Below are 20,573 nucleotides of genomic sequence, written 5' to 3'. Positions count from 1 at the left end.
CGAGAGAACCGAGGAATGTCATCATGCCCCGCGCCATTGTATGCCTTCTCGATAGCGTCGGAATTGGCGGCGCGCCGGATGCTGCCGCCTATGGCGATGTCGGAGCCAATACGGTCGGCCACATCGCCGAATGGGCTGCTGCAGGCAAGGCCGATCGGCCCAGTCTGCGCTCGGGGCCGCTCCATGTGCCCAACATGGATGCGCTCGGGCTTGGCGCGGCTGTAAAACTCTCGACCGGCACCCTGCCACCCAATTTTTCCGATACCCCGCTCGGTGGACGCTTCGGTGTCGGCCGCGAGATATCGAAGGGCAAGGATACGCCCTCGGGCCATTGGGAGATTGCCGGCGTGCCCGTGCCGTTCGAGTGGGGTTATTTTCCCCAGACCGAACCCAGTTTTCCTCCCGAACTCACCGCCGAATTCATCCGTCGCGCCGGTCTCCCCGGCATTCTCGGCGACAAACATGCCTCGGGCACGACAATCATCGCGGAGCAGGGCGAGGAGCATATCCGCTCCGGCAAGCCGATCTGCTACACTTCGATCGACAGCGTCTTCCAGATCGCCGCGCACGAAACTCATTTCGGGCTCGAGCGACTTTATGAGATCTGCCAGATCGCCTTCGAATTGACCGCCCCGCTCAATGTTGGCCGCGTCATCGCCCGGCCCTTTATTGGCGAAACGCCGGAAAGCTTCAAGCGCACCGGCAATCGCCGTGATTTTGCCATCGCCCCGCCCGAGCCGACCCTGCTCGATCGCAATGCCGCGGCTGGCAATCAGGTCTATGCGGTGGGAAAAATCTCGGACATCTATGCCGGGTCCGGCGTCACCCACAAGATCAAGGGCACCGGCATCCCCCAGCTCTTCGACAAGACGCTCGACGCTATGGAAATGGCCGCGGATCGGGCGTTCATCATGACCAATTTCGTGGACTTCGATTCAGAATACGGCCATCGCCGCGACGTGCCCGGCTATGCCGCCGCTCTGGAACTCTTCGACCGGCGCTTGCCTGAGATCATTGCCAAGATGCGGCACGACGATCTTTTGGTGCTCACCGCCGACCACGGCAATGATCCGACCTGGCCGGGGAGCGATCACACGCGAGAACAGGTGCCGATCCTCGTCTTTTCCCCAGCCCTCCCAAAAGGAGAGATTGGCATAAGGTCAAGCTTGGCCGATATTGGGGAAAGCATAGCCGCCTGGCTGGGACTTGCGCCCGGCCGCCACGGCAAATCTTTCCTTTGAACGAGACGGGATGGTCAAGATGAGCAAGGTCGTGGGCAATGTCACAGTCATCGATCACCCCCTGATCCAGCACAAGCTGACGATCATGCGGAACAAGGAAACCTCCATTGCCGGTTTCCGCCGCCTCCTGCGCGAAATTGCGCACCTCATGTGCTATGAGGTGACGCGCGATCTTGAACTGGAAATGATCCCCATCGAAACCCCGATGTCCCAGATGGACAGCCCCGCGATCAAGGGCAAGAAACTGGTATTCGCCTCGATCCTGCGCGCCGGCAATGGTCTGCTCGATGGCATGCTCGATCTCGTGCCGGCTGCCCGCGTCGCCCATATCGGCATTTATCGCGACCATGAAACGCTCGAGCCGGTCGAATATTATTTCAAGGCGCCGAGTGCTCTTGAAGACCGTCTCATCATCGTGGTCGACCCCATGCTGGCCACGGGAAATTCGGCAACCGCAGCGATCGAAAAGCTCAAGGAGCGCGGTGCCAACAATATCCGCTTCCTGTGCCTGCTCGCAGCGCCCGAAGGCATTGCCGCCTTTGAAAAGGCCCATCCGGACGTGCCGGTCTATACTGCCTCGATCGATAGCCACCTCAACGAGAAGGGCTATATCCTCCCCGGCCTCGGCGATGCCGGCGACCGTATGTATGGCACGCGCTGAGCTCTGATCGTCTCGCGATCAACCCGATCTTCAAAGGCAGGAGACCCCATGGCCAAGCTTGTCCATTCCATGATCCGCGTGCGCGAGGAGGCCCGCTCCATCGCCTTTTACGATAAGGCTTTCGGGCTCAAGGTGGTGGACCGGCTCGACTTCCCCGATTTTACCCTCGTCTATATGGCGAACGAGGCCAGTGGATTCGAGCTTGAGCTGACCATCAACAAGGATCGGACCGAGCCCTATGCACTTGGCGATGGCTATGGGCACCTGGCGGTCGTGGTCGAGGATGTGGCCGCCGAACACGCCCGGTTCATCACCGAGGGGCTGACCGTGGGCAAGATTGTCGATTTCAAGAATGGCGATGTGCCGGTTGCAAGGTTCTTCTTCGCAACCGACCCGGACGGCTATCGGATCGAAGTTATCGAAAAAGGCGGTCGCTTCGGCTGAGGTGAACCAAAGGGGCTCTTCGCGATTTCTCCTCCGAGACAAGAGGAGATGAGCATGACCCAAGTTCCGCCCACCATGCGCGAGCCCATGGCCGATCACAATCGCAGGCTTTCGCTCGGCCTTGATCCCGAGGATTTTGCCCGTGAAGCCGGCATCACGGTCGAGGAACTGAAAGCCTACGAAATGGCGACGCACGATCTGGGTTTCGATCTCGGCGTCGCCGATCGCGTCGGCGCGGCTTTGGAGCGGCTCGAGGCCAACCCACCGCCGAGCCAGCGTGTTCGCAACTGATCAGGCGGCCTTGAGCGGCAGGCCCAAAGCGATGAGCTCGGCGCGCAACTGTGCCGGCTCCTTGAAGTGGATGCCATGCATCCCGAACTTGCGGGCCGCCACGATATTGGGCTCGCTATCATCGATAAAGACGCAGCTATCCGGGGCAAGGCCGTAACGCTCGCAGAAGACGCGATAGATGCGCGGGTCGGGTTTGACGAGGCCTTCGAGCCCGGAAACGATCACGCCATCGAATTTCTCGAGAAACGGCCATTCGCCAAGGCGCGTCATCCACTTCTCCCAGGAGAAGTTGGTGATCGCAAAGGTGGGGATCTCCTGATCGATCAGCTCGTTGTGGATGTCGATCGTGCCCTGGATCATGGGCCCGAAGGTTTCGGTCCAGCGCTCGTCGAACGCCTTGATCTCGCGCCAATATCTGGGGAAGCGGGTGACGAGCTTGGCAACGCCCTCGGCATAGATCTCGCCCGCGTCGAATTCAAGATTCCAGTCGCTGGTGCAGATGGTCTGGTGGAACCAGAGCGCATCCTCTTCGCTCTCGAAGAGCTTGCGGAACAGGTACATCGGGTTCCAGTCGACGAAAACGCCGCCCAGGTCGAAAACGGGAATGATGGTATCGGTCATGTGCGGGAGCCCGGATAGAAAAGGTCCCCGCTTGTGCCACGGGGCAGCCTCTGGGAGCAACCGTCCGGCTCAACGATGGGGGATCGTATCGCCGGATCGCGGCGGTTGATCAGTTCGCTGCGGACTGGATCAGGTTCGACGAGGCAAGGACCTGGCCGGTATAGCTGGTGTCGTCGCCGAGCGTCGCCGTCGGCTGACACACCGGAGCGCACGTGACCGTTGTGCGCAACTGGCCTTGATAGATTGTGGTCACCCCCGCCTGCATCTGCACCACTTCGAGCAGCGTGTCGGCGATGGGTTCGCCCCGGCCGTCGAGCACGATCAGATTGGTCTGGCCATAGCTCTTGCCGGTCAGGATCAGCGTTTGCGGATCCTGAATGGTCACATCGGCAATGCCGGGATTGCCCACGATCACGGTTGCAGCCGGCGCACTGATGCGCAAGACGCGAGCCATGTTCACATTGACGCTGATCGGCCCGGCATCCTGCGCCTGCACCTGCGGCGCGCTGAGCGAAAGAAGAGCAAGAGCTGCAGCGGCGAAACGGAACATGGCACACACCCGGGCGTCTAAACTTACCCAAGTCTCACCGAGAACGGTAAATAACTGGCAAACACGTTTTTTGATGCCGTTTCGGGTTATGGGAGGCAGCAGGCAGGAGATCGTTGTAAAAGCCTGTTTCGTTTTATTTTGGCTAGACTTCCGGCCATGTAAGTAAATCGATTGATAAAAGGCAATTCTTTTTGTTAACCGCTTGAGAAGCATAGATGTTTTTCGGCAAAATGGCGGATGTGTAAAGCTTTCAATTAACGCATTTGCAATCAGTGCTGGGTAGCTTCAGCCCATCTTCGCTGTGTGTCAGCCGTCGAGGCGTCACTCGAGGACGTGTAAAAAAAGGAACCTGGGACATGAACATTTTCGCACGTTTTGCGCAGGACGAATCCGGCGCCACCGCAATCGAATACGGCCTCATCGCCGCCCTGATCTCCGTCGTCATCATTGGTGCCGTGAGCGTGCTCGGTGGCAACCTGAACACCGTGTTTACCAATATCAGCACCTGCTTGACTGAGCCCACTGCCGACGTTTGTACAGACGATTGATTTCGGGCTTTTGAGGGCTAGAATACATGGAGGAGGCCCCTAGGGCCTCCTTTTATCTTAATCGATTTAGGTCTGATAAATTTAGAGGCTAGGGGGCATGCCTTGAAATATATTGCAGTACATTTTAGTTGCCTGATTAAAGACGAATGTGGAGCGACCGCGATCGAGTATGCTTTGATCGGGTCATTGCTCTCAATCGCGATCATCGCGTCTGCAGTAGCCATGAATAACAGCATGGTCTCGGTCTACGAGGAAATTCGTAGTTACATCGTCCCAGCGTTGGAAGGTAATCCGCGCATGGACGGAGAATAATCATGAGCGCCGTCGCTCTCTTCATCTTCCCCGCTGCCATGGCCCTTGCCGCTTCGTCCGATCTCCTGACGATGCGCATTTCCAACAAGCTGGTCATCGCCCTAACCGTGGCCTTCTTCATCGTCGCGCTCGCCATCAGCATGCCGCTCGAGCAGCTCGCCATGCATGTGCTCTGCGCCTTCGTCGTCCTTGCGGTCGCCTTTGGCCTTTTCGCCCTGCGCCTTATCGGCGGCGGTGACGCAAAACTCGCAGCAGCGACAACCCTTTGGCTCGGCTTCGGCACGACGCTGCCATACCTTGCCTACACCGCCCTCTTCGGCGGCGTCCTCACCATTCTGATCCTCGTGATCCGCGGCATTCCTCTCCATCCGGCCTTGGGCAAGATGGAATGGCTCGCCCGCCTCCACAACAAGCGCTCGGGCATTCCCTACGGCATCGCCATGGCCGTCGCCGGCATCATGGTCTACTGGAACTCTGCCATTTTCGAGCGCCTCGCCGCTTGAGTTTGCGGGTTTTCGCGACCCTGTACGACCACATTCCCCGCCGCCGTCACCACCAGCTTGCAGGCCCCCAACTAGCCTCCCCCTCTAACAGGGGAAGGGACAGATCGGCGCTTGCCTCGATACATGTGAGCCACCGGCAGATCCCTTCCCCTTCTGGAGGGGGAGGCTAGGTGGGGGTGCGTTTCCCTCCGACGATTAAACAAACCCTTAACAACCAGCCCCGCTTCTACGCATTCGCGCGTATCAAGAACTTGCACATTGCAAGTCTTCACGAGCTGTTAACTTTGAGCGGTAAGCCTCGATTAACCAAAACTTGACCCTTTGACCGCATAGTCCATCCGGTGGAATTGGGCGTTTGCGCCCGCGCTGAACCGGAGTGGGTCATGAGACCAGCACGCATAATCCTGATCTTGGTTGCCCTTGTGGCCGGCGGATTGGCGGCTTTTCTCGTGCTTCGGATGAACCGTGCGCCTGCGCCCGCCCGCGAAGTCGTCACCCAGGTCGTCGAGGAAGCCAAGACCCAGATCCTGGTGGCCAGTGCGCCTATCGGCATCGGGCAGCGCCTCAATAGCGCTGTGCTTGAGTGGCAGGATTGGCCCGAAGGGGCGGTCCGACCTGAATATGTGACCATTGCCTCCATGCCTGACGCTCCGGCGGAATTGAGCGATGCCGTGGCGCGGTTTGAATTTTTCCCCGGCGAGCCAATCCGCGAGCAAAAGCTCGTTCGCGCCGATCAGGGATATCTTTCGGCTGTGCTGTCGCCCGGCATGCGCGGCGTGTCGGTTGGGGTTACGCCGGTGTCGAGCGCCGGCGGCTTCGTCGTGCCAAACGATCATGTCGATGTGCTTCTCACCACCGCAACGGAAGCGGGCCAGCAATCCGAACTGGTGCTGTCCAATGTGCGCGTGCTCGCCATCGGCAAGCGGCTAGGTGAAATGGGCGTGACCGGCGGAGATGCCGAGGGTTCGCAAGCTGCACCGACGCCTCAGACCTTCGACAACAGCACGATCGCCACTCTCGAGTTGAACCCGGCACAAGCCGAGACCCTGATCAATGCCGCAACGCGCGGTCAACTGAGCCTGACCCTGCGCTCGGTGGTCGATTTCGGTCGCTCCGACCCGGTGCGCCAGGCCGGAACCAGCCAGGCCGTCCGCGTCATCCGCTTCGGCAAGGAGCAGAGCGTGATGGCGGGCTCGGCGCAAGGATCCATGCCTGTCGCCTATACGCCCGTCGAGAGCTACTCCACCGGCAACGATTTTTCCTCCTCCGCGAATGACTTCCAGGTCGACGCGGTCGAACCGCAGATGATGCCGCAGTGAGGCGGGAGCGTATGATGAACATGAACAAGCGAGCCCCGTTCCGGCCTTTGCGCTCCGCAGTTTTTCTGGGGCTTGCAAGCCTTATCGCACTTGGTGCCGCCCCTGCGCTGGCCCAGAACGCCCAGATATCTGTGGCGGCAAACAGCTATGGCGCGCAGCGTCAGGTCGATCTCGAGCTGAACAAATCCACGATCGTGGACCTGCCTGCCGGCGTCGCCGAGGTCATCGTGTCCCAACCATCCGTCGCTGCCGCGATCATGCGGACGCGCACGCGCGCCATCATTCAGGGTGTCGGCGGCGGGAACACCAATATCTTCTTTCTCGATGATGCCGGGCGCACCATCCAGGTGCTGGACCTGCGCGTCATCGAGGAGCCGTCCCAGGTGGGCAATGCCCTCGAAGACGCCCTGCGGCGCGTCATCCCGGGCTCCAGGATCCATGTGGAATCGGTGACGCTGAACGACGCCACCAACCGGGTTGTCTTGACGGGGTCCGTACTGTCCTCCGATGATCGGGACCGGGCCAGTGCCGTTGCCGCTCAATTTGCTGGTTCTGCCGACAACGTGGCCAACATCCTGGATGTAGCCGGCAGCCAGCAGGTCATGTTGCAGGTCACGGTCTCAGAGGTGAAGCGGAATGTTGCCAAGCAGTTCGGCATCAATTTCGGTGCTGTATTCAACGTTGGGACCACCAATCTGCTGAGCTTTGCCAATGGCTTGCTGACGGACAATTTCCCGCTTGATGGTGTCGATGCAAGCTTCGGCGCTGGTGGCAACACGGTGACTGCAGCCATCCGGGCTCTTGAGGGCCGTGGTGCCTTACGCGTACTCGCACAGCCGACTTTAACGGCCATATCGGGCGAATCTGCCCAGTTCCTGGCTGGTGGCGAGCTGCCCTACTATACCTATGACGAAGCGGATAATGGGACGCGCACGCGCACTGTCAGCTTCAAACCCTACGGTGTCGAGCTTTCGTTTACGCCCACTGTTCGATCCAACGGCACGATCAGCCTCAAGGTGGATACGGCAGTGTCCGAGCCACAGGCCGACCTTTCCATAACCAAGCGCCAGGCCAATACCTCTGTTGAGCTGCCGGGGGGCACCACGCTTGCCATAGGCGGCCTTCTTCAGGAGCGCTCCACCCAGCAGATCAACCAGTTCCCATGGCTGGGTGACGTTCCGATCTTAGGTGCCTTGTTCCGGAGCCGGGAATTCCAAACCGAACAAACCGAACTCGTCATTCTCGTCACCCCCTATCTCGTCAGCCCGAGCCCGGTGAACTCCATCGCCGTGCCGACCGACTTCAACCAGCCGGCGAGCGATGCCGAGGCGATTTTCCTCGGAAAACTCGAAAAGCAGTATGGCGTGGGCAGTGGCGGCATGCGCGGCGGCTTCAGCGGCTCCGTCGGCTTCGTGCTGGACTGAGGTTTCAAGGATTTTCTGATGAAGAGCTTTTTGTCATCCGACGAGCCAACACGGTCCGACGAGCCTCTAACCGAAATCGCGCAGGGCGCCCGCCTGGTGCCGCGCATCACCATCCAGGCGTTCTGCGAGCATTCCCAGACCGCCCAGCTGGTTGAAAGCGCGGTGCACGACCGGCGCATGTCGAAAGTGGCGCTGACGACCCATAATGGTGGGCTCGATGGAGCGGTGGAAACCTATCGCTCGAACCCAACGCCCAACCTGATTATCATCGAAACCACCCTGCCGCCCGAGGAGATCCCCTCGGCGCTGGAGCGGCTGGCGGAAGTCTGCGACGCGGCAACGCGGGTTATCGTCCTCGGCCATGTCAACGACGTTGTGCTTTATCGCGAGCTGATCCGCTCGGGCATTTCCGAATATATCGTGCTGCCTGCCTCGGCGCAGATGCTGGTCTCCTCCATCACCGAACTTTTTGCCAGCGAGGGCGCGGCCCGAATTGGCCGGACCATCGGCTTTGTTTCGGCCAAGGGCGGGGCAGGGGGCTCGACCGTTGCCCATAACGTTGCCTGGTCGATTGCCACCGTGCTGCGCCAGGAATGCCTGATCATGGATATGGATCTGGGCTTCGGCACTGCCGGGCTCAATTTCAACCAGGATCCGCCCCACGGGATTGCCGATGCGCTTCTGGCCAATCAGAAGGTCGACCAGACCATGCTCGACCGCCTGATGAGCAAGGCTGCGAGCTATATTAACCTCCTGACCGCACCCGCGACGCTGGACCGCACCTGGGATTTCGAAGAGCGCGAGTTCGAGCAGATCCTGGAGATCTGCCAGCGCTCGGTGCCGGTGATCATCCTTGATGTGCCCCATTCCTGGAATGCCTGGGTGCGCCACACCCTTTCCACCATCGACGAGGTGGTGATCGTTGCCGAGCCGGACCTTGCCAATCTGCGCAATGCCAAAAACCTTGCGGACACGATCAAGGCCCTGCGCCCCACGGAAAAGGCGCCGAGTCTGGTCATCAACAAGCTCGGCGTGCCCCGCCGGCCCGAGATCAGCGCCAGTGAGTTCGCCTCCTCGGTCGAGTGCGAGTTGATTGGCCAGATCGGCTTTGATGCCGCCCTTTTCGGCACCGCTGCAAATAATGGGCAGATGTTGGCCGAGGTGTCGGCAAACAACAAGACCAACGACATTTTCCGCGCCATCGGCATGCAGGTGACCGGCCGGCAGGCCAGCCATGGCGCGGCCAAGTCTGCCGGGCTGATGAAACTCCCGTCCTTCCTCAAGAAGCGGGCCTGACGCCACGGCGGATGACGAACTAGGAACGAGGCGAGCATGTTTGGCAAGCGCACAACATTTGGGGGCAATACGCCGGGCGTGGCAGAAGTGGCGCGCCCCATCCCCAGCATGCAGCGGCCCGAGCCTGTTCAGACGCCCCCGCCGCCCCGACGCGCCGAGGACAGCGCCAGCGCGCGTGCGCGCACAACCGACGAAGTGCTCGATGTGCGCGCCCCCGCTGATGCGCAGCGCGACAAGGAATACTTCCAGACCAAATCCGCCATTTTCAATGCGCTGATCGATTCCATCGACCTCAGCCAGCTCGCGACCATGGAGCAGCAGTCGGCGCGCGAGGAAATCCGCGACATCGTCGGGGAAATTATTGCGCTCAAGTCGATCGTCATGTCGATCTCCGAGCAGGAGGACCTGCTCGAGGACATCTGCAACGACGTGCTCGGCTATGGGCCCCTCGAGCCGCTGCTCGCCCGCGACGACATCGCCGATATCATGGTGAACGGGTCGCAGCGTTGCTATATCGAAGTCGGCGGCAAGGTGCGGCTGACCAATGTGCGCTTCCGCGACGATGCGCATCTGATGAATGTGTGCCAGCGCATCGTGTCCCAGGTCGGCCGCCGCGTCGATGAAGGCTCCCCCATTTGCGACGCGCGTCTGCCGGATGGCTCCCGCGTCAACGTGATCGCCCCGCCGCTGGCCATTGATGGCGCCGCCCTCACCATCCGAAAATTCAAGAAAGACAAGCTCACCCTGGGTCAGTTGGTCAGGTATGGCTCGATTTCCCCCGAAGGCGCCGAAGTGCTGCGCATTCTGGGGCGCGTACGCGCTAATGTCTTGATCTCGGGCGGTACCGGCTCGGGCAAGACGACCCTGCTCAATTGCCTGACAGCCTTTATCGAAAAGGACGAGCGGGTCATCACCTGTGAAGACTCGGCAGAACTTCAGCTTCAGCAGCCCCATGTCGTGCGCCTCGAAACGCGCCCGCCCAACCTCGAAGGCGAAGGCGAGATCACCATGCGTGATCTGATCAAGAATTGCCTCCGTATGCGCCCCGAACGCATCATCGTCGGCGAAGTCCGTGGCCCCGAGGCCTTCGATCTTTTGCAGGCCATGAACACAGGTCACGACGGCTCGATGGGCACCTTGCACGCCAATAGCCCCCGCGAAGCGCTCAGCCGTCTAGAATCAATGATCACCATGGGCGGCTATGCGCTGCCGAGCCGGACGATCCGCGAAATGATCGTCTCTTCGATCGACGTGATCGTGCAGGCGGCGCGTCTGCGCGATGGTTCGCGCCGCATCACCCACATTTCCGAAGTGCTGGGCATGGAAGGTGATGTGATCGTGACCCAGGATGTCTTTGTGTACGACATCATGGGCGAAGATCAGAACGGCATATTGCTCGGCAAGCATCGCTCGACCGGCATAACTAAGCCCCAATTCACCGAACGCGCCCGCTATTTCAACGAGGAAGCCAATCTGGTCGAGGCGCTCGAAAGCGCCAATACCGAGCAGGCCGAGCTGATGGGACGCTGATCATGGTGATGACCATTCTCCTGGTTGTGCTGGGTGCTGTGGCCGTGGGGGCCGCCGGCTTTGCCCTTGTGCCCTCCGCCCTCGGCGATAGCCGCGCCACCAAGCGTCTCAAGGTTTATCAGGGCGATGTGCGCACCACCCGGCGGGAAATGGATGCCAACCGCACCCGTGACGCGCGCCGCAAGAGTGTCCAGCAGGCGCTCAAGGCCCAGGCAGACGATCTGAATGCGCGCAAGCGGACACGCCTGCCCGATCTGCTGTTTCAGGCTGGTATGACCATCACGCCGGCCGCCTTTATCCGCAACAGTATCCTGTTCGGTGCGGGGCTCTTCCTGTTTCTGCTGATCATCCAGGTGCCCTATTATTTCGCCGCCATATTCGGGGTGGCGGGTGGTTATCTCCTGCCGCGCATCTATGTCGGGCGCCGCCGCAAGAAGTACCAGAACGCTTTCCTCGACGAGCTGCCCAACGCCGTCGAGGCTATCGTGCGCGGCGTCAAGACCGGCTTGCCGCTCAACGATTCCATGCGAGTCGTCGCCAAGGACACCAAGGAGCCGGTGCGCTCCGAATTCGGCCGCGTGCTCGATCAGCAGAGCTTCGGCTTTTCCATGACCGAGGCTGTGCAGGTGCTGCTCGATCGCGTGCCGCTGCCTGAGGTCAATTTCTTCGTGGTCGTGATCTCGGTGCAGCAGCAGGCGGGCGGCAATCTTAGCGAAGCGTTGGGCAATTTGGCGCGTGTGTTGCGCAACCGCAAGAAGATGAAGCAGAAGGTGGCGGCCATGTCCTCGGAAGCCAAGGCTTCGGCGGGCATTATCGGCGCGCTGCCGATCGTTGTGGCCATCATGGTATCCTTCGTGTCCCCGCAATATCTTCAGCCGCTCGTGTCGACCCCGATCGGCCAGGTCTGGCTCGGCGTTGCCGCCATCATGATGTGCGCCGGCGTCTTTGTGATGAACCGCATGGTCCAGTTCGAGATCTAGGAGACCGCGCGTGGACATCGTCGAGCTTTTGACCCAGCGCGAATTCCTGATCGCCGTGCTTGCCGCGATTTCAGTTGCAGCGGTGGTCGTCACCTTCGGGCAGTCGTTGATCGTCAAGCAGGACATGCGCGTGCGCGTCAAACGCGTGGCGCTTGAGCGGGATCGGATGCGGGCCGAGGAAATGGCGCGCCTTCGCGGCAAGGCGGCGGTCCAGGAAGAGCGCGGCTCGTTCCGGCGCAGCACGGAAACCAAGACATACATGAAAAAGGCGGTCGACCGGCTCGACCTCAAAAAGGCCTTTCAGGACGACACCACCGTCGACAAGCTCGCCATGGCCGGCTTTCGCGGCCAAGGGCACCTGACGAGCTTTCTGTTCCAGCGCTTTGCGACCCCGCTGATCCTCTTTGTCGTTGCGGCCTTTTATCTGCTTCTTGTCGTGCCGGGCGAGCGGCCGGTTTATCTCAACCTAGTCTTTGCGGTAGGTGTGGGACTTGTCGGGTCCTACCTTCCCGTCATCATGCTCAAGAACGCTACGCAAAAGCGTCAGCACTCGATCCGCCGCGCCTGGCCCGATTGCCTCGATCTTCTGCTCCTCTGTGTCGAGGCGGGCATGTCGATGGAACACGCGTTCAAGCGGGTGGCGCGTGAGATCGGCCAGCAAAGCGCCGAACTGGCCGAAGAGCTGACCCTGACCACTGCCGAGCTCTCGTTTTTGGAAGACCGCACCCGCGCCTATGAAAACCTTGGCCGCCGCACCGGGCTCGACAATGTCAAATCGGTGATGACTGCCCTGATCCAGGCCGATCGCTACGGCACTTCAGTGGGTCAGGCGCTGCGTGTGATGGCCGAAGAGGGCCGCGAAACGCGCATGATGGATGCGGAAAAGAAAGCCGCCGCCCTGCCGCCGAAGCTGACCGTGCCGCTGATCCTGTTCTTTCTGCCGGTGCTCTTCATCGTCATCATGGCGCCTGCCATCATCAAGGTGATGAGCAACGGGATGATGGGGTGATCGGTGGTGAGCCGCTGGTGAAAACGCCTCTTACCCTGTCTCTCGCCCTTCTGGGAGGGGGCTAGGCTAAGGGGGCTGTTTTCAACGGTGTCAGCCTGTTCGCTCAGCCATTCGGGATCATGTCCCAGCGATTCTGCTGGGTGAGCAGAGCGCGGACATAGGCCATATTGGCCTCGACTTGGTCGGGCGGCAGTTGCGCCGCGTAGAGCGCACGGGCCTCATCGAAGCGGCCTTGCAGGCCGACCACCAGCGCCAGATTCTGCCGGGTCTGCGAGCCGGCGCCGCGCATCTGCAGGGCGCGGCGCAGATGCTGTTCGGCCTGGGGGAGATCATTGGTCATGGCAAAGGAGAGGCCCAGATTGGTCTCGATCGAGGCCTCTGCCGGGGCCATCACCGCGGCTTGTTTGTAGTGCGCCCGCGCCTCGCTGTGCCGGCCGGTCTGATCGAGCGCCGCGCCCCGCACGAGGAGGGCGTTCCAGTCGGGTGCGTCGGGGCGGATCACGGTATCGAGCACCGCGATGGCCTGGTCGAACTGCCCTTGGCCGGTCAGGGCCTTGGCATAAGCAACCGTAATCTCGAGGTCGCCGGGAAAGGCGGTCATGGCATTTTCAAGCGCAGCACTGGCCTGCTGGGGCTGGCCTGCCGCGCGCAGGGCTGCCGCATAGTGAACGACGACGCCACGGTCGCGGGGATTGGATTTGTAGCGTGCCGTCAGGTCGGCAAGCGTTTGATGTCGCTGCTCGGCGGGCAGGGCGGAATAATCAGTATTGCCCAACTGTCCCCGGTTCGAAGCACAGGCCGAAAGGCTCAGGGCTGCCACCCCTGCCAGAAGCAGGATGCGCCAGGAGCGGTGGTGGATGAGGCTGAGCGGCACGGCTTTACTCCAGCGGGGAATTTCCCAAGTTCGAGCAATAAATCATTAACCCTAACAGCCGGTTAAACTGCTTCCCACGCGCATTGCGGAGGGCGCCGGCAAAAGGCTAGAAGGGGTAAGCCGAATAAGGAGCGCGCCATGTCCGTCCCCGCAGTCACTCCCCTCTATCTCGTGGACGAACGAGCGCTGGAAGGCATAGGGCTGAGCGCCAGCCAGCGCCGCTGGGCCGAAGCCAACGGGTTTTCAGGCCAGCGCGGCAAGTTGCTCGCCCTTCCCGACGAGGAGGGTGCCGTTTCCGCATATCTTTTCGGCACCGGTGCAGAGGCGGATCGATCTCCCTTCATCGCCGGGCTTGCCGCTTCAGCCCTGCCGGCAGGTGAATATCGCCTGGCTGGCGCGACCGGGGATGTGACCACCGCTGCGATCGCGTTCCGGCTCGGTGCCTATCGCTTCGACCGCTATCGTAAGAGCAAGCCCGGCCCGGTTCTCGTTCTCTCTGGAGAAGCCGATGCCGATGAGGTCGAGCGCCAGGTGACTGCCGCATCGCTGGCGCGCGATCTCATCAACACGCCTGCAGGCGATCTCGGCCCGGATGCGTTGCACGCCTTTGTGGAAGCTTTCGCCGCCGAGCGCGGCATGGCGTTTTCTGCAATTGTGGGCGACGCGCTGCTGGAGCAGAATTTCCCGATGATCCACGCGGTCGGGCGCGCCAGTGCGCAAGCGCCGCGCCTTCTCGATCTACGATGGGGCGATGAAACCCATCCCAAGGTGACGCTGGTCGGCAAGGGCGTGACCTTCGACACCGGCGGTCTCGATATCAAGAGCGCTGCGGGCATGCTCACCATGAAAAAGGACATGGGCGGCGCAGCCAATGTTCTGGGTCTTGCCCATACGATCGTCTCGGCGGGGCTGCCGGTGCGCCTGCGCGTGCTTTTGCCGGTGGTAGAAAACGCCATTGCCGGCAATTCATTCCGGCCCGGCGACATCCTTCGGTCGCGACTGGGTCTGACTGTCGAGATCGGCAACACTGATGCGGAAGGCCGGCTGATCCTGGCCGATGCCCTGGCGCTGGCCGACGAGGAAGAGCCCGAAGTGCTGCTCGACATGGCGACGCTGACAGGCGCTGCACGCGTGGCGCTGGGGCCGGAACTACCTGCCTTTTACGCGACCGACGATGCCTGGGCGGCGGAGACCGTGGCCGCAGGGCTTGCTGCGGAAGATCCGCTTTGGCGCATGCCGCTCTACGCCCCTTATGATGGGCAGCTCGCCTCCAAGATCGCCGATATCAACAATACCGGTGCGGGCGGTTTCGCCGGCTCGGTCACGGCCGCCCTGTTCCTGCGCCGCTTTGTCAGCCGGGCCAAGGCCTGGATGCACTTCGATATCTTCGCCTGGGCGCCGGAAGCGCGTCCGGCGCGTCCGGTGGGCGCGACAGATCAGGCCATCCGCGCCGTTTACGGGGCGCTCAAGCAGCGGTTCGGCTGAGAAGCCATGCGCTCGGGCCAGTTCGCTGGCCTGAGCTGCCGCTCGAACCAAGGTCAGCCTTCGGGATTGGCGTCGTTGATGATGGCCTGGATCGGCGCCAGGTCGATCTCGTTAGGCTTGGGAAAAAGCAGCGGCGCCAGCGCAAAGCCCACGATCACCAAGGCAACCATCGCCAATCCGGCCCAACGCTTGTGCTTCTCGATGAACTCCCCAGCGACCGGGCCGAAGAAATAGAAGAGCCCGCAAGGCACGAAGTAGCGCAAGCCGCGCCCGATCAGGCCGTAGAGCACGAAGGTCCAGAGGTCGAGCCCCGCAACGCCCGAGGTGATGGTGATGACCTTGTAGGGCACCGGCGAAATCGCCCCGATCAGGATCATCAGCGCGCCATTGTCCTTGAAGCTCTGCTGAAGGGTGGCAAAGCCGTCCGATGCGCCATAGAGCTCGATGATGCCGCGGCCCACCGTGTCGAACAGGAAGTACCCGATCGCATAACCGGCCAGCCCGCCCAGAACCGAAGAAACCGTGCAGATCGCCGCAAGGCGCCAGGCGCGCATCCGATCGGCAATGATCATCGGAGCCAGCATGATCTCAGGAAAGACCGGGATGATCATGGCTTCGAGGAAGCACAGCAGCGCCAGGATGGGCTCGGCAAGCCGATGCCGGGTCGCAAGCTTCAGGCGGTCATAGAAGCCCAGTTTGGCGCCGGTTGCGGTATGGTTCATTTGGTCTCTTCAACGAAGCAGTTGCGGAATGAAGATTAAGGCTATCCGCAATCTAAGCCAGTGAAATTTACGTCAATATCCGCGATGGCGGTCCACTACATTGATGAGTGGCTTGCCCTTCAGATGATCGCGAACGATCTGGCTGAAATAGCGCACGCCGCTTTTTTCATCGGAGATGGCAGCGATATGGGGCGTGATATAGCAGTTCTCGAGGTCCCATAGCGGGCTCTCGGGCGGCAGCGGCTCGACCTCGAACACATCAAGGCTCGCCGCGCCCAGCGTGCCATCACCCAGCGCGCGCACGATATCGGCTTCCCTCTGGTGGCCACCACGCGCTGCGTTGATGATCACTGGCCCACCTTCGAGCTGGCCGTGGCGCAAGGCCCGGAACGTCTCGTAGCTAAGAATGCCGGTGGTCTCGGGCGTCAGGGGCAGGAGATTGACGAGGATATCGGTGCCCTGGAGAAAGTCCTGAAAACTACCCGCGCCCGAAAAGCAGGTCATGCCCTCGATGGTCTTGGCCGTGCGGCTCCAGCCACGAAGGGTAAAGCCGAGCGGAGCAAGGCGCCGCGCTGCATCCTGACCGAGGACGCCCAGGCCCATGATCCCCACGGTGCTCTGGCTTGCCGAGGGCGGATAGAGCTGGCTCCAGCGCCGCGCCTTCTGGTCCCGGCGAAAACGGGTATAGAGACGGTGATGCATGGCGACATGGGCCACCACATAGTCGCTCATCCGCTGGCTGAGATCCTCGTCTACGAAGCGCACGACCGGCACATCGGCCGGCAGGTTGGGATGTTTGAGTAGCGCATCGACGCCCGCGCCGAGCGAGAGGATCGCTTCGAGCCCGCTCATGCCGTCGAAGGCGTCGGGCTTGGGCTTCCAGACGAACATGTAGCGCACATCTGCGGGATCGAAATCATCGCCGCGCCGCACGACAGGGTAGGGCGCCAGTGCCTTGGCAAAGGCCTCGGCCCAACTCGCCTCGTTGACGTCGGACAGGTGCAAAAGCAGCATGAATGGGTCCCCTCACAAAAAGAGCCGCGCTTTGGGGGCGCGGCTCAAGATCGTCACGATCGAATATGTCTTACTGATTTGTGGCCGGAGGCGTGGTCGCCGGAGCCGGAGCCGGGGTAGTCGCCGGAGCCGAAGCCGGGGCGGCTGCCGGAGCCGTTGGCTCCGGAGCTGGTGTCGTCGCCGGAGCGGAAGCGGGGCTGGTGCCCGGCGTTGTCCCGGTTGCCGGAGGCGCGGTGTCGGTTGTCGTTCCGCCCGGTCCACTGGTGGTCGGGGTGCCTTCGATCGCCGTTTCGTTCTGCGTCGTGGTCGGGGTGTCGATCACGGCTTCAGGCTCGACAGGTTCGACGGCATCGGCCTCGGGGGCCGTCACTTCGGCAGGATTGACTTCGCCATCGGGCGCATCTTCGACAGGCGTGCCGGCTTCTTCAGCCGAGGGCGGGGCTTCCGCTTCCGGCTCGGGGAACGGCACGGGTTCGGGCGACAGCGTCTGGAGGTAGGCCAGGATGTCGGCGCGTTCTTCCGGCGAGCGGACGCCGGCAAAGGTCATCTTGGTTCCCGGCGCGTAGCCGCGCGGGTTTTCAAGGAAGGCGTTGAGGTTTTCGTAGGACCATACCTGACCTTCCGCCTGCTGCTGCAGCAGAATGTCGGAATAGGGGAAGCCTTCGATATGCGCCTTGGGCGCGCCAACGATATGGTAGAGGTTCGGACCCTGCTTGTTGGGTTCGCCTTCACCGAAATTGTGGCAGGACTGGCATTTGCGGACAGCGGCGGTACCGCGATCGACGCTTGCGCTTGCCAAGAGCACGCCAAGCGGAACGGCTGGCTCCGCATCGGCCGGTGCACCCGCTTCAGCCACTTCGGGCTCAGGCAGCGCATAGCCGACGCCGCGATCCTCGATGGGGTGGTAGATTGCCTCGGCCAGAAAGCCTATGCCCATGACAAACATAAGTGTGCCAAGCACGGCGCCCATGATCTTGTTTAGTTCAAACGAATCCATTTGGTCTCTCTGCCGGTCCATCCCCGGTGGACATTTAGCGGATCGATCTTCTTACAGCTTCCTGGGAGAAAGCCGGCCTCAACCGACCGATCCGGCGCGCGCGGAAGATAGTATTACGCCCATTAAGGCGCAACAGGGCAATCCCCCGAAATGACAAATCCCCCAATGTCATGCTCACTCGCCCTTGGCAACCTTTGATTGACTCCACCCTCATGCCGCGTCTAAAGCCGCCTCAGCCAGAAGAATGGACATCCCATGAGCAGAAAAATTGCCTTCCAGGGCGAACCCGGCGCCTTCAGCCACGCTGCGGCAGCCAATGTTTTTCCCGGCGAAGAGTTCATGGGCTGCGTCACTTTCGAGGAAACGCTTAACGCGGTGCAGAGCGGTAAGGCCGATTTTGCAGTCGTGCCGGTCGAAAACTCGCTCTATGGCCGCATCACCGACATCCATCACCTGCTGCCCGAAAGCGGTCTCTTCATTATCGGGGAGACCTATCTGCGGGTCGAGATGAACCTGCTCGGCGTACCCGGCGCCACGCTCGATGACGTCAAGGCGGTGCAGTCGCTCTCCGTGGCGCTCGGGCAATGCCGGCGCTTCATCGCCCAGCGCGGCCTGCGAACCATCAATGCGGTCGATACGGCCGGCTCGGCTCGCGAGATTGCACAGAAGGCCGACAAGTCGGTTGCCGCCATCGCCTCGCGCTTTGCCGGCGAGATTTATGGTCTCGATGTGATGGCCAGCAATATCGAAGATGCGGATCACAACACCACACGGTTCCTGATCCTCTCCCCCACCGAAAAGAACGCACCGCATGGCGGCAAGGTGAAAACCACCTTCATCTTCCGCGTGCGCAACGTGCCGGCCGCGCTCTATAAAGCTATGGGCGGCTTTGCCACCAATGGCGTCAACATGACCAAGCTCGAAAGCTACATGGTAGGCGGCGCGTTTACGGCCACCCAGTTCTATGCTGATATCGAGGGTCACCCGGACGATGTCGGTGTTCAGCACGCCTTTGACGAGCTGAAATTCTTTACCGACAAGTTCAGCATTCTCGGCGTCTATCCTGCTGCGGAAAATAGCTGAACCCTTCGGCTCCGAAGCCATTGGTAATACTCTTGGGCTAAGGTGCTCTATGCGCATGGCTGCGGCCCACATGCAGGGCTGCACCGGCCTATGCTATTGTGTTGTCATGTCTCTGGCATAAGCCGTGCATGTCGGAACCGGGGGCCAGTTGTTGGAACACTTCGATCTTATCGTCATCGGCTCGGGACCGGCCGGGCGCCGCGCCGCCATCCAGGCCGCAAAGCTCGGCAAATCCGTGCTTGTGGTCGAAAATCGCCTGCGTCTTGGTGGCGTTTCTGTTCATACCGGCACGATCCCCTCCAAGACCCTGCGCGAAACCGTGCTCAACCTCTCCGGCTGGCGCGAGCGCGGCTTTTATGGACTCTCCTACCGGGTCAAGAAGGACATCGAGGGCAAGGATCTGGGTGCGCGGCTGCGCAAGACGCTCGACTATGAAATTGAGGTGCTGGAGCATCAATTCGCCCGCAACGGCGTGCGCACCTTTGGCGGCGTCGCCCGCTTCAAGGACGATCACCATATCGCCGTGCGCGACCTTACCGGTGACGAGCACGTCTTCGGTTTCGACTTCGCGGTGATCGCGGTGGGCACGGCGCCTTATCGGCCGGCCAATATCCCGTTTGATGACTATACCATTCTCGACAGCGACAGCCTGGTGAGCGAGCCGCGCGTGCCGCGCAGCCTCACAGTCATCGGCGCAGGCGTGATCGGGATCGAATACGCCACCATCTTTTCGGCCCTTGATGTGCCGGTGACGCTGATCGAGCCCAGGGAAAGCTACCTCGATTTCATCGATCGCGAGATCATCGAGGAATTTACCCACGACCTGCGCAAGCGCGGCATGACCATTCGCTTGGGCGCCAAGGTCGAGCGCGTGGAAAAGGACGCGCAGGGCTGGGCCATCTCCGTTCTCAGCGATGGGCGGCAGATCCGCTCCGACATGGTGCTTTATGCCGCCGGCCGGATGGGTGCGACCCAGGATCTGGGCCTTGAACACTGTGGCGTCGTGCCCGACGAGCGCGGCCGGCTCAAGGTGGATCCGGCAACCTTTCAGACATCGATCCGGCACATCTATGCGGCCGGCGACGTGATCGGCTTCCCCTCGCTCGCCTCCACCTCGATGGAACAGGGCCGGATTGCTGCGCTTCATGCCTTTGGCGCCTCCATGCCGCCGGCACCCGAATTTTTCCCCTATGGCATCTATGCCGTGCCGGAAATCTCGACAGTGGGCCTCACCGAGCAGCAAGTGCGGGCGCAGAACATTCCCTATGAATGCGGCGTTGCGCGTTTCCAAGAAACCTCGCGCGGGCACATCATGGGCCTCCAGTCGGGCATGATGAAGATGATCGTCTCGCTCGAAACGCGCAAACTGCTCGGCGTCCATATCGTGGGCGAGGGCGCGACCGAATTGATCCATATCGGTCAGGCCGTGCTCAATCTGGGCGCCACACTCGACTATTTCGTCGAGAACACCTTCAACTACCCAACTCTTGCCGAAGCCTACAAGATCGCGGCACTTGATGCCTGGAACCGCATGCCGCGCACCAAGCCGATCGCCCCGGTCATGGAGGAGCCCGAAATCGCGGTTTCCCGGCGCAAGGCCAGAGTAAGCAAGACGGGCGCATGACGGCGCGGCTTGACAGCAGCCGCCTCACGCAACACATGTTCTTAC

At 61.3% G+C, this 20,573-nt stretch carries 22 protein-coding genes; 16 read left to right on the top strand and 6 right to left on the bottom strand.

What is annotated here, in order from left to right; genetic code table 11:
* Positions 1-23: 23 nt before the first annotated feature.
* The 4 genes from BM364_RS12885 to BM364_RS12870 are packed head-to-tail and all read left to right on the top strand — an operon-like array spanning position 24 to position 2,637.
* On the top strand, positions 24-1,241 hold the full coding sequence (locus BM364_RS12885) for a phosphopentomutase (protein WP_092425194.1): 1,218 nt from the start codon (positions 24-26) through the stop codon (positions 1,239-1,241).
* A gap of 19 nt (positions 1,242-1,260) precedes the next feature.
* The gene (upp, locus tag BM364_RS12880) at positions 1,261-1,902 is read left to right on the top strand and encodes a uracil phosphoribosyltransferase (RefSeq protein ID WP_175528597.1); all 642 of its coding nucleotides are present in this window, start codon (positions 1,261-1,263) and stop codon (positions 1,900-1,902) included.
* 48 nt (positions 1,903-1,950) lie between these two features.
* The gene (locus BM364_RS12875) at positions 1,951-2,346 is read left to right on the top strand and encodes a VOC family protein (protein ID WP_092425192.1); all 396 of its coding nucleotides are present in this window, start codon (positions 1,951-1,953) and stop codon (positions 2,344-2,346) included.
* 54 nt (positions 2,347-2,400) lie between these two features.
* Positions 2,401-2,637, top strand: a complete 237-nt coding sequence (locus BM364_RS12870; protein WP_139232587.1) for a hypothetical protein — start codon at positions 2,401-2,403, stop codon at positions 2,635-2,637.
* Here the strand turns inward: BM364_RS12870 and BM364_RS12865 are convergent, their stop codons facing one another.
* Positions 2,638-3,258: an HAD family hydrolase gene (locus tag BM364_RS12865; RefSeq protein ID WP_092425189.1), complete on the bottom strand. Its 621-nt coding sequence runs from the start codon at positions 3,256-3,258 to the stop codon at positions 2,638-2,640.
* 109 nt (positions 3,259-3,367) lie between these two features.
* On the bottom strand, positions 3,368-3,808 hold the full coding sequence (locus BM364_RS12860) for a pilus assembly protein N-terminal domain-containing protein (RefSeq protein ID WP_175528596.1): 441 nt from the start codon (positions 3,806-3,808) through the stop codon (positions 3,368-3,370).
* A 356-nt stretch (positions 3,809-4,164) separates the two neighbouring features.
* On the opposite strand from BM364_RS12860, the gene BM364_RS12855 reads away from it, so the two are divergent.
* From BM364_RS12855 to BM364_RS12815, 9 genes are all read left to right on the top strand, one after another.
* On the top strand, positions 4,165-4,356 hold the full coding sequence (locus BM364_RS12855) for a Flp family type IVb pilin (RefSeq protein WP_092425185.1): 192 nt from the start codon (positions 4,165-4,167) through the stop codon (positions 4,354-4,356).
* A 102-nt stretch (positions 4,357-4,458) separates the two neighbouring features.
* Positions 4,459-4,668 carry a Flp family type IVb pilin gene (locus BM364_RS12850; protein WP_244542862.1) on the top strand — a complete coding sequence of 70 codons (210 nt, stop codon included), beginning with the start codon at positions 4,459-4,461 and terminating at the stop codon, positions 4,666-4,668.
* Between the two features lie 2 nt (positions 4,669-4,670).
* On the top strand, positions 4,671-5,171 hold the full coding sequence (locus tag BM364_RS12845) for an A24 family peptidase (protein WP_092425183.1): 501 nt from the start codon (positions 4,671-4,673) through the stop codon (positions 5,169-5,171).
* 383 nt (positions 5,172-5,554) lie between these two features.
* On the top strand, positions 5,555-6,490 hold the full coding sequence (gene cpaB, locus BM364_RS12840) for a Flp pilus assembly protein CpaB (protein WP_092425182.1): 936 nt from the start codon (positions 5,555-5,557) through the stop codon (positions 6,488-6,490).
* 20 nt (positions 6,491-6,510) lie between these two features.
* Positions 6,511-7,914, top strand: coding sequence for a type II and III secretion system protein family protein (locus BM364_RS12835; protein ID WP_175528595.1), 1,404 nt, complete (start codon positions 6,511-6,513; stop codon positions 7,912-7,914).
* Between the two features lie 18 nt (positions 7,915-7,932).
* Positions 7,933-9,210 (top strand): CpaE/TadZ family protein, encoded by a 1,278-nt coding sequence (locus BM364_RS12830; protein ID WP_092425178.1) that lies wholly within the window; start codon positions 7,933-7,935, stop codon positions 9,208-9,210.
* 36 nt (positions 9,211-9,246) lie between these two features.
* Positions 9,247-10,740 (top strand): TadA family conjugal transfer-associated ATPase, encoded by a 1,494-nt coding sequence (locus BM364_RS12825; RefSeq protein WP_244542861.1) that lies wholly within the window; start codon positions 9,247-9,249, stop codon positions 10,738-10,740.
* Between the two features lie 2 nt (positions 10,741-10,742).
* Positions 10,743-11,720, top strand: coding sequence for a type II secretion system F family protein (locus BM364_RS12820; RefSeq protein WP_092425176.1), 978 nt, complete (start codon positions 10,743-10,745; stop codon positions 11,718-11,720).
* Positions 11,721-11,730: 10 nt separating this feature from the next.
* A complete protein-coding gene (locus tag BM364_RS12815) occupies positions 11,731-12,729 on the top strand; it encodes a type II secretion system F family protein (RefSeq protein ID WP_092425174.1) in 999 nt (332 codons plus the stop codon).
* Between the two features lie 103 nt (positions 12,730-12,832).
* Here the strand turns inward: BM364_RS12815 and BM364_RS12810 are convergent, their stop codons facing one another.
* On the bottom strand, positions 12,833-13,603 hold the full coding sequence (locus BM364_RS12810) for a tetratricopeptide repeat protein (protein ID WP_139232586.1): 771 nt from the start codon (positions 13,601-13,603) through the stop codon (positions 12,833-12,835).
* A gap of 138 nt (positions 13,604-13,741) precedes the next feature.
* Here BM364_RS12810 and BM364_RS12805 point away from each other — a divergent pair, with 138 nt between their 5' ends.
* Positions 13,742-15,088 (top strand): leucyl aminopeptidase family protein, encoded by a 1,347-nt coding sequence (locus tag BM364_RS12805; protein WP_092425170.1) that lies wholly within the window; start codon positions 13,742-13,744, stop codon positions 15,086-15,088.
* Between the two features lie 53 nt (positions 15,089-15,141).
* Here BM364_RS12805 and BM364_RS12800 read toward each other — a convergent pair whose 3' ends face one another.
* The 3 genes from BM364_RS12800 to BM364_RS18525 all read right to left on the bottom strand — a co-directional run bounded on the left by BM364_RS12800 (position 15,142) and on the right by BM364_RS18525 (position 17,821).
* Complete coding sequence (locus BM364_RS12800; protein ID WP_092425168.1) at positions 15,142-15,810, bottom strand: YqaA family protein; 669 nt, start codon at positions 15,808-15,810, stop codon at positions 15,142-15,144.
* Positions 15,811-15,882: 72 nt separating this feature from the next.
* Positions 15,883-16,824, bottom strand: coding sequence for a 2-hydroxyacid dehydrogenase (locus tag BM364_RS12795; RefSeq protein ID WP_092425166.1), 942 nt, complete (start codon positions 16,822-16,824; stop codon positions 15,883-15,885).
* A gap of 70 nt (positions 16,825-16,894) precedes the next feature.
* Positions 16,895-17,821, bottom strand: a complete 927-nt coding sequence (locus tag BM364_RS18525) for a c-type cytochrome (RefSeq protein ID WP_175528594.1) — start codon at positions 17,819-17,821, stop codon at positions 16,895-16,897.
* Between the two features lie 255 nt (positions 17,822-18,076).
* Between BM364_RS18525 and BM364_RS12785 the strand changes: the two genes are divergently transcribed.
* Positions 18,077-18,904: a prephenate dehydratase gene (locus tag BM364_RS12785; protein ID WP_092425164.1), complete on the top strand. Its 828-nt coding sequence runs from the start codon at positions 18,077-18,079 to the stop codon at positions 18,902-18,904.
* 151 nt (positions 18,905-19,055) lie between these two features.
* Complete coding sequence (sthA, locus tag BM364_RS12780) at positions 19,056-20,528, top strand: Si-specific NAD(P)(+) transhydrogenase (protein WP_092425356.1); 1,473 nt, start codon at positions 19,056-19,058, stop codon at positions 20,526-20,528.
* Positions 20,529-20,573: the final 45 nt, after the last annotated feature.

Origin of the sequence: Devosia crocina (assembly GCF_900116545.1) — a bacterium.
GTDB lineage: Bacteria > Pseudomonadota > Alphaproteobacteria > Rhizobiales > Devosiaceae > Devosia > Devosia crocina.
Note: the sequence above shows the minus strand (reverse complement) of the source record. Positions and strands in the feature narration are given on the sequence as shown.

Coding starts and splice junctions, on each gene's coding strand:
- BM364_RS12885 (WP_092425194.1), top strand. CDS start 24: ATGCCCCGCGCCATTGTATGCCTTCTCGATAGCGTCGGAATTGGCGGC.
- upp (WP_175528597.1), top strand. CDS start 1,261: ATGAGCAAGGTCGTGGGCAATGTCACAGTCATCGATCACCCCCTGATC.
- BM364_RS12875 (WP_092425192.1), top strand. CDS start 1,951: ATGGCCAAGCTTGTCCATTCCATGATCCGCGTGCGCGAGGAGGCCCGC.
- BM364_RS12870 (WP_139232587.1), top strand. CDS start 2,401: ATGACCCAAGTTCCGCCCACCATGCGCGAGCCCATGGCCGATCACAAT.
- BM364_RS12865 (WP_092425189.1), bottom strand. CDS start 3,258: ATGACCGATACCATCATTCCCGTTTTCGACCTGGGCGGCGTTTTCGTC.
- BM364_RS12860 (WP_175528596.1), bottom strand. CDS start 3,808: ATGTTCCGTTTCGCCGCTGCAGCTCTTGCTCTTCTTTCGCTCAGCGCG.
- BM364_RS12855 (WP_092425185.1), top strand. CDS start 4,165: ATGAACATTTTCGCACGTTTTGCGCAGGACGAATCCGGCGCCACCGCA.
- BM364_RS12845 (WP_092425183.1), top strand. CDS start 4,671: ATGAGCGCCGTCGCTCTCTTCATCTTCCCCGCTGCCATGGCCCTTGCC.
- cpaB (WP_092425182.1), top strand. CDS start 5,555: ATGAGACCAGCACGCATAATCCTGATCTTGGTTGCCCTTGTGGCCGGC.
- BM364_RS12835 (WP_175528595.1), top strand. CDS start 6,511: ATGAACAAGCGAGCCCCGTTCCGGCCTTTGCGCTCCGCAGTTTTTCTG.
- BM364_RS12830 (WP_092425178.1), top strand. CDS start 7,933: ATGAAGAGCTTTTTGTCATCCGACGAGCCAACACGGTCCGACGAGCCT.
- BM364_RS12825 (WP_244542861.1), top strand. CDS start 9,247: ATGTTTGGCAAGCGCACAACATTTGGGGGCAATACGCCGGGCGTGGCA.
- BM364_RS12820 (WP_092425176.1), top strand. CDS start 10,743: ATGGTGATGACCATTCTCCTGGTTGTGCTGGGTGCTGTGGCCGTGGGG.
- BM364_RS12805 (WP_092425170.1), top strand. CDS start 13,742: ATGTCCGTCCCCGCAGTCACTCCCCTCTATCTCGTGGACGAACGAGCG.
- BM364_RS12800 (WP_092425168.1), bottom strand. CDS start 15,810: ATGAACCATACCGCAACCGGCGCCAAACTGGGCTTCTATGACCGCCTG.
- BM364_RS12795 (WP_092425166.1), bottom strand. CDS start 16,824: ATGCTGCTTTTGCACCTGTCCGACGTCAACGAGGCGAGTTGGGCCGAG.
- BM364_RS18525 (WP_175528594.1), bottom strand. CDS start 17,821: ATGGATTCGTTTGAACTAAACAAGATCATGGGCGCCGTGCTTGGCACA.
- BM364_RS12785 (WP_092425164.1), top strand. CDS start 18,077: ATGAGCAGAAAAATTGCCTTCCAGGGCGAACCCGGCGCCTTCAGCCAC.